The 7763-nt window shown below is 71.3% G+C and carries 8 protein-coding genes; 5 read left to right on the forward strand and 3 right to left on the reverse strand.

Translation table 11 applies throughout. The annotated features are described in order from the left end of the window. The 3 genes from IZR01_RS53900 to IZR01_RS46435 all read left to right on the forward strand — a co-directional run. Window positions 1-564: sensor histidine kinase (locus IZR01_RS53900; protein ID WP_323747296.1), on the forward strand; the 564-nt coding region annotated here is incomplete at its 5' end. After that, window positions 561-1259, forward strand: coding sequence for a response regulator (locus tag IZR01_RS46430; RefSeq protein ID WP_194898650.1), 699 nt, complete (start codon window positions 561-563; stop codon window positions 1257-1259). The genes IZR01_RS53900 and IZR01_RS46430, both read left to right, overlap by 4 nt. A gap of 173 nt (window positions 1260-1432) precedes the next feature. Continuing rightward, window positions 1433-2407: a hypothetical protein gene (locus IZR01_RS46435; RefSeq protein WP_194927555.1), complete on the forward strand. Its 975-nt coding sequence runs from the start codon at window positions 1433-1435 to the stop codon at window positions 2405-2407. 186 nt (window positions 2408-2593) lie between these two features. On the opposite strand, the gene IZR01_RS46440 is transcribed toward IZR01_RS46435, so the two are convergent. Further along, a complete protein-coding gene (locus IZR01_RS46440; protein ID WP_194927556.1) occupies window positions 2594-3493 on the reverse strand; it encodes a GNAT family N-acetyltransferase in 900 nt (299 codons plus the stop codon). A gap of 261 nt (window positions 3494-3754) precedes the next feature. Beyond that, entirely contained in the window at window positions 3755-4165 is a 411-nt protein-coding gene (locus tag IZR01_RS46445) for a RidA family protein (protein WP_194898653.1), read from the reverse strand. A 122-nt stretch (window positions 4166-4287) separates the two neighbouring features. Here IZR01_RS46445 and IZR01_RS46450 point away from each other — a divergent pair, with 122 nt between their 5' ends. Then, window positions 4288-5139 (forward strand): DegV family protein, encoded by an 852-nt coding sequence (locus IZR01_RS46450; RefSeq protein ID WP_194927557.1) that lies wholly within the window; start codon window positions 4288-4290, stop codon window positions 5137-5139. Between the two features lie 350 nt (window positions 5140-5489). Here the strand turns inward: IZR01_RS46450 and IZR01_RS46455 are convergent, their stop codons facing one another. Further along, entirely contained in the window at window positions 5490-6413 is a 924-nt protein-coding gene (locus tag IZR01_RS46455; RefSeq protein WP_194927558.1) for a LysR family transcriptional regulator, read from the reverse strand. A 131-nt stretch (window positions 6414-6544) separates the two neighbouring features. On the opposite strand from IZR01_RS46455, the gene IZR01_RS46460 reads away from it, so the two are divergent. Continuing rightward, window positions 6545-7763, forward strand: a 1219-nt coding sequence (locus IZR01_RS46460) for an MFS transporter (protein WP_194927559.1), incomplete at its 3' end; no start/stop codon positions are given.

Genomic DNA, 7763 nt, shown 5'->3' on the forward strand with positions numbered 1-7763 from the left:
GTGCGGGTGGTGCGCGGCAGTCCGAGTCACTGCGCATACGTTGCGTTGGCGGGCGGCGGTCGTGCGTGGTGGGTGCCTGAAGTCAACGGCAGGCGCCTCCGGCGGGGGCTCTTGGCTCCCTCGGGGATCCGGCCGGAGGACTGGGACCGGATATTCACGCCGTTCCAGCGTCTCGGGGACCGGGACAACACCACGGGGGTGGGCCTGGGGTTGGCATTGTCCCGGGGGCTGGTGGAGGCCATGGGCGGGACGCTGACACCCGAGGAGACACCCGGTGGGGGAATGACGATGGTGGTCTCGCTGCCGGCCGCGGGGACGGCCGGGAACGTGGTGCCGGACGCCATGGCCGACGGCGGGACTTCGCACGATGCTTTGGACGCGGCTTTGGACGCGGCCTCTCGGCATGGTGATGGTGCCGCGGCTACCGGGCCGTCTGGTTCGGCGGGTCGGGCCACGTCCGCGGGTCGGGGCGGATCTGCGGATCCGGCCGCATCCGCGGGTCCTGCCGCGACCGAGAGTCCGACCGCGACCACCCCTACCGGCGCTGAGGAGCCCGCTCGATGATCAAGGTCCTGGTGGTGGACGACGAACCGCAGCTGCTTCGGGCCCTGCGGATCAACCTGACCGCCCGCAAATACGAGGTGGTCACCGCCGTCGACGGCACCTCCGCGCTGGCCATAGCCGCCCGCACGCTGCCCGACCTGGTGGTGCTCGACCTGGGGCTGCCGGATCTGGACGGGGCCGAGGTGATCAAGGGGCTGCGGGGCTGGACCGAGGTGCCGATCGTGGTGCTCTCCGGCCGGGCCGACGCCTCGGACAAGGTCGAGGCCCTGGACGCCGGGGCCGACGACTACCTGACCAAGCCGTTCTCGATGGAGGAACTGCTGGCCCGGCTGCGGGTGGCGCGGCGGCACGCCGACCGCAACGCGCCGAAGGCGGCGGTGCAGCAGGTCGGGGACTTCGACGTGGACGTGGCCTCGCACACCGTGACCCGGATGCCCGACGCGCCGGAGACGGTGCCGGCCACCGTGCACCTGACCCCGACCGAGTGGGGCATCGTCGAGGTGCTGCTGAAGAACGCCGGGCGGCTGGTGTCGGCGCGTCAGCTGCTGACCGAGGTGTGGGGGCACGGATACGAGAACGACACGCCGCTGCTGCGCTTCCACTTCACGAAGCTGCGGCGGAAGCTGGAGCGGGAGCCTTCGCGGCCGGCGCATCTGCTGACCGAGCCGGGGATGGGGTACCGGTTCCAGCCGTGACCGGGCTCTGACCTCAGAAGATTGAGACATTTCCGGAGTCTGCCAACACCCCAGGTCACCGGCCAGACGTCCACTGATCCGATCAATGAAGGTCTGTCTATTCTGTGCGCCATCGGTGGGAACCGACGGCGCGCCGGACATAACGCAAGGACGCGCTCCCCATATCTGGAAGCATGCGTACGTTGCGATTACTGCTGGCGGTCGGGCTCAGCCTGGCCCCAACGCTGGCCGCCACCGCGGCCGGCACCACCCCGGCCTACGCCGGCGGCGGAGCGGGCATGACCCTGACCGCCACGATGGACGGCCAAGACCAGCGCCTCTTGGTCGGCACCAAGCACGTGGTACACATCACCCTCGCCGACACCCCCGGTGAGGCGGACCTGCGCGACATCTCGATCACCCTCAAGGACCTGGACCCGCGCCCCATCCCGGTGACGTGCCCGGCGGGGCAGGACGGGCAGCTGTCGCTGGAACCGAACGGGTCATTGCAGTGCACGGCGATGGTCACCGCGGCGGTGGGTTACCGGACGCTGGTGGCGCGGGCGAGGGCCTACGTCCCCAGCCTGGGCGACCTGCTCCGCACGGACCCCCTGCACTACGACGGCTTCATGCCGCCACCGCCGCCGCCGAAGGCGGTAACGGTACCCGTACACGCTCCGCTGACGCCGGACCCGGCCTCGGGGCGTCCCCGGCCGCCGGTGTTCATCGCACCGCCGCCGCCCCCGCACTTCGACCCGCCGAAGCCGGTGGATCCGCCGGATCCGCCCGCCGCGGCGGCGGCCGCAGGCGGAAGCTGTGCCGGCGGCGCGGGTGGCGCGAGTGGTAGCGGGTGCTGCTCGGGCGGCGCCGGCTCGGGTGCGGCGAGTGGATGCTGCGGGGCTGCGGGCGGGAGCGCGAGTGCGAGTGCGAGTGCGTGCTGCGGGACGGCGGCTGCGAGCGCGTGTTGCGGCTCGGGACACATGGCTGCCGGTGGCAAGAGCTGCTGCGGCTCGGGGCAGACGACGGCCGGCAAGTCAGGAGCCTGCGCCAAGCACGACGGGCTGGCCTTCACCGGCATGTCGACCCCGATGCTGGCCACCGCGGCCGGCGGCGGTCTGCTGCTGATGGCCGGCGGCCTGGTCCTGGTCAGGCGGTTCGGCCGACGCTGAGCCGATCGGCACTGAGCACCACGACACCCACCCCATCGGCACTGAGCCCATCGGCACCAACCCAATCGGCACTGACTCCATCGACCCTGAGCCCGGCGTCCCGAACGCCGGGCTCTTCGCATTGCCACGCAGGCTTCGGGTCTCCTTGTGGGAGTTCCTTGTGCGGGCCGTTTCAGAACGGTCGCGTCATTCGGTCAGTCTCTTCGACCACTCGCTGGACTGCGGGACCGCGTGCATTCCCGCCTTCCGGTAGAGGCGGAGTGCGCCGGTCAGGTTGTCAGCGTCGACGTTCAGGGTCGCCGCGGGCAACCCGGCCCGGTGGAACGCGCCGATCGTCGCGGTGAGTGCGGCGAAGGCGATCCCCTGGCCGCGGGACGAGGGCCGCACGCCGATCTCGGCCACGTAGCCCACCGTGCGGCCGTCGAGTTCGTGCCGGGAGCCCAGGGAGTACCCGACGATCTCTGGGCCCCGTCGGGCGGTGAACCACAGCGTCGGGTCGTAGGGCATGGCCGGGTCGTCGCGCATGTCGTGCCACCACTCGCCCTCCTCGGCGGGCTGTCCGGGGTTGGCAGCGCGGAAGGCGTCGAACAGGCGGGCTTCGTCGTGCCCTGCTTGGAACGGGCTCAGCGTGATGCCGGCGGGCAGTACCGCTGGCGGTGGCTGGTAGCGGTCCAAACTCATCTGCATACGCAGGACGTGGCAGATGACTTCGTATCCGCGACCGATGAGCAGGCCGGTCGCGGCGTCGTCGGCAGCCGGCTGCATGACGTTGAAGACCGGCTTTCCGAAGCTGTGCGAGCGGCGCTCCAGATCGTCGAGCAACAGCGTGCCGATACCGCGGCCGACGTGCTCGGGGTGTACTCGGGCGAAGCATCGGACCGCCTGGCCGGCGGGCCAGGCGTGGCCGAAGCCGACGATCCGGGCGGCGTCCTGGACGACGGCGGGAATCGATTCCGGCCGCGTCAGGCGGTCCAGGGCGGCCCCGGCTCCGGGAAGGCGGATCCGGCGGGCGTGGGCGTAGGCGGTGAGCAGGTCGTCGATCGCGGCGGCGTCTTCGACGGTGGCGGGGCGGACGTGCAAGGTCACGGGGAGGTTCCTCTCGTGCAATGGGAATCCGGGACGTGTCCCAGTCCCAGGCGCACGAGGGCTGCCGCGAGGTCGGAAGTTGTCTCCTCAGCGCGGAGAGGTGGCGCCTGGGTGGGTGGTCTGCGTTTCCATGGCGTCACCTCCCTCTCGTCATCGAGTTTTCGAGTCACCGAGTGATTGGGTCACCGAGTCATCGGGGCATCGGCGTCATTGGGGCATCGGTGGCCTCGGCGATTCGGCCTCACGGGTATTGTCGCGTACTCACTCCGCCAAAGCAGCCGTCAGATCCACTTCCACCAGTTGTCCCCCGTACCCCAGCGCGGCGACGCCGAGCAGCGTGCTCGCCGTCCGGAGGGCGGGTGCCAGCGCCGAGGCCATCAGGTGTTCCCAGGCCGCGGCCAGGGTCGTGCTCTGGTCGCTGACCACGTAGATCACCGAGCGGACCACGTCCTCGGGGCGGGCGCCGGCCGCCCGCAGGATGGTGAGGCCGTTGGCGACCAGCTGGTCGATCTGGGCGAACAGGTCGGGGCTGACGACCTTCTCGTCGGCGTCGAGGGGGCACAGGCCGGCCAGGTGGGCGGTGCGGCCGGCGGGGGCGATGGTGACGTGGGCGTAGCCGGAGGTGGGGTGCAGGCCCGGCGGGTTGAGGAGAGTCAGGTTGTCGTCGTTCATGCTTCGCATTGTGGTCGGGTCGGGGTCGTTTCGGTGATTGATTATGTGATCGGCGCCTCGCGGTAGCCCGTTCCGGCTCCCGCCCATTTGCCCGGACGCCACCTCCGGATAACCTCGGCGGTATGCCCCGCATCGCGCTCGTCACCGACTCCACGGCTTGTCTGTCCGCGGCGTCGGCGGCCGCCCACGGCGTCACGGCGGTCCCGCTGGAGGTGATCGTGCGGGGCGCGCCGCACAGCGAGGCGGATCCGGCGACCGGCGAACTGCTGGTGGCCGCGCTGCGGGCACACGAGACCGCGACCACCTCGCGTCCCACGCCGGAAGACTTCGCCGCCGCGTATCGTGCCGCGGCTGAGGGCGGCGCCGAGGGGGTGGTGTCGTTGCACATCTCCGCCGAGCTGTCCGCGACGCTGGAGTCGGCCGAGCTGGCCGCGAAGGACGCGCCGATCCCGGTCCGGGTGCTGGACAGCCGCACCATCGGCATGGCCCTGGGCTTCTCCGTGCTGGCGGCGGCTGAGGCCGGGCAGGACGGAGAACACGACCTGGACGCCGTCGCCGAGATCGCCGCCAAACGCTCGGCCACCGCCTCCGCCTTCTTCTACGTCGACACCCTGGAGTACCTGCGGCGCGGCGGCCGCATCGGCTCCGCGCGGGCCCTGCTCGGCTCCGCCCTGGCGATGAAGCCGTTGCTGCATATGGCTGACGGGCGCGTCGAGCCGCTGGAGAAGGTGCGCACCTCCGCCAAGGCCATCGCCCGGCTGGAGGAGATCGCGGTGGAGCGGGCCGGGGGCGACGGCAACTCGGTCGAGATCGCGGTGCAGCACCTGGACGCCGCCGAACGCGCCGAGGTCCTGGCCGCCCGGCTCCAGGAACGGCTTCCGGGCCTGAGCGGCGTCACGGTGTGCGAGGTCGGTGCGGTGATCGGCGCGCATGTGGGGCCGGGTGTGCTCGGCGTCATCGTCGCGCCGAGGTGACGGTCAGCGTCATCGTCGCGGCGAGGTGACGGTCAGCGTCATCGTCGCGCCGAGGTGACGGTCAGCGTCATCGTCGCGCCGAGGTGACGGTCAGCGTCATCGTCGCGCCGAGGTGACGGTCAGCGTCATCGTCGCGCCGAGGTGACGGTCAGCGTCATCGTCGCGGCGAGGTGACGGTCAGCGTCATCGTCGCGGCGAGGTGACGGTCAGCGTCATCGTCGCGGCGAGGTGACGGTCAGCGTCATCGTCGCGGCGAGGTGACGGTCAGCGTCATCGTCGCGCCGAGGTGACGGCAAGCCAGAAAGCGCGGCCCCGAAAACACCGACCCCGTTCAAGCCCGGCCGCCCCGTTCAAGCCGCGGCCGGCGTCCACGACCCGGCCGCCCCGATCGGCCGCCCCAACCCCGCCAGATGCCGCCGCAGCAACGCCAGCGCGGGGTGCGCGTTGTCACTCCGCCAGACCAGCGAGTGCGGATACACCGGCGTCGGATCGACCACCGGAATGCGCCTCAGGTCGTGGCCGTCCGGCCACGCGAGCCGCGGCTTCTCACCGACGAACGAGGCGACGTCGGAGGAGTCGGCGATGACGTCCATGAGATGGTCGGTTCCGAAGTGCGGCCCTATGCCGTCGATGGTGAGCCCGAACTCCGACGCCAGCTCCTCGTAGTAATCGGACCACTCCACGCCCGGCACGACCCCCGGAATCCAGATGCGATGCCCGGCCAGCTGCGGCAGCCGCACCGTCCGGGCCCCGGCCAGCGGGTGCCGGGGGCCGACCAGCAGGTCGAGGCGGTCGTCGAAGACGCGGGCGGACTCCACGCCGGCCGGCAGGTCCTGGGCGCCGGCGACATACCGGAACGTCGCGTCGATCTCCCCGGTCTGGATCGCGGCGATCGCCGGTTCGATGCCGACCAGACCGACGATGTCGAGCTCGACCTCCGGACGCGCCTCATGGAATCCGCGCAACAGCGCCGACATCCCGCTCCGCCTGGCGAGAACGTCCACCCGCAGCGCGCGCCGCCCCGGCCGCACCGAGGCCAGCGCCTTCTGCTCGGCGTGCATCAGGGCCATGGCATGCGGCAGGAACGCCTGGCCGTCGATGGTGAGCTGGGCCCCGCGCGCCGTCCGGATGAACAGCCGCACCGCGAGTTCCTTCTCCAGCGCCGCAATCCGCTTGGACACCGCCTGTTGGGTGACCGCGAGACCGGTTGCGGCATCCTGGAAGCGTCCGGTCTCGGCGGCCGCGATGAAGGTGCGCACAGCTTCGAGGTCCATGGCGCGCCAGCCTAACGACACAACCGGTGGTTGTGGGGGGCGGCCCTTTTAGTTGTTTGACCTGGCTTTCTCGCGGCCGGTTGGATGCCGTGAGTCAGCGGATGGTTGTGGAGTGCTAGGGGCGTGCGGGTATGGCGGAGCGGTCGAGACCGACGATTCGGCGGAACTTGGGACGGCAGTTCAACTGGCTCTGGTCGGCCTACGCGGTCAGCACGCTGGGCACCTTCCTGGCGTTCAACGCCTTCTCGCTGATCCTCATCAAGGTGCTGCACTCCGGCCCCGCGCAGGTCGCCGCGCTCTCGGCGTCCGGGACATTGGTCGGGGCGCTGGTGGCGCTGCCGCTGGGACCGTGGGTGGAGTTCCGGCGCAAGCGGCCGGTGATGATCACCATGGACCTGGTGCGCTTCGTGGTCCTGCTGACGATCCCGGTCGCCTACGCCTTAGGCGAGCTGACGTTCGCGCAGCTGCTCGTGGTGTCGATCGTGACCGGGGCGGCCGATCTGACGTTCACCGCGGCCAGCGGCGCGCACCTGCGGACGCTGGTCGCGCGCGAGGACCTGATGGTCGCCAACGGCCGCTTCGAGTCCACGCAGTGGACGGCGACCGTCCTGGGCATGCCGCTGGGCGGGGCGGCGATCGGCCTGTTCGGGCCGGTGGTGACGATCGTCGCGGACGCCGTGAGCTACCTGCTCTCGGCCCTGGGGATCCGCGCGATCGGCGGCGGGGAGGCCGACCCTCCGGCCCGGCAGGGGGCCACCGGCCTGCGCACCCGCGACCTCGTCGAGGGCTGGCGCCACATCCTGAAGAGCCCGGCGCTGCGGCCGCTGTATTTCAACAGTGCGGCGGTCAACTGCCTGATCATGGCGCAGTCGCCGCTGCTCGCGGTCCTGATGCTCGGCCGCCTCGGCTTCCCGGCGTGGGAGTTCGGCCTGGCCTTCGCAGTCCCCTGCCTCGGCGGCCTGCTGGGCTCCCGCCTGAGCCCGCACCTGGTCGCCCGCTACGGCCGCCCCACGGTCCTGCGCGCGGCCTGCACGCTGCGCGCGGTCTGGCCGATCGGCCTGGCCTTCGTCGGCCCGGGGTGGCCCGGCCTGCTGCTGGTGATGGTGGTGGAGGGGGGCCTGATCACCTTCTCGGGCATCTACAACCCGGTCCTGGCGACCCACCGGCTGGAGCACGCCGGCACCGCGAACGTCACCCGCGTCCTGTCCGCCTGGTCGATCACCAACAAGACCAGCATCGCCACGGCCACCGCGCTGTGGGGGGTGATCGCGACGCTGACCAGCCCGCGGTTCGGGCTCGGGCTGGCGGGGGCGCTGCTGCTGGCGACGCCGTTGCTGTTGCCTCGGGGGA

The organism is Catenulispora pinisilvae (assembly GCF_015356865.1).
GTDB classification, from domain to species: Bacteria; Actinomycetota; Actinomycetes; order Streptomycetales; family Catenulisporaceae; genus Catenulispora; species Catenulispora pinisilvae.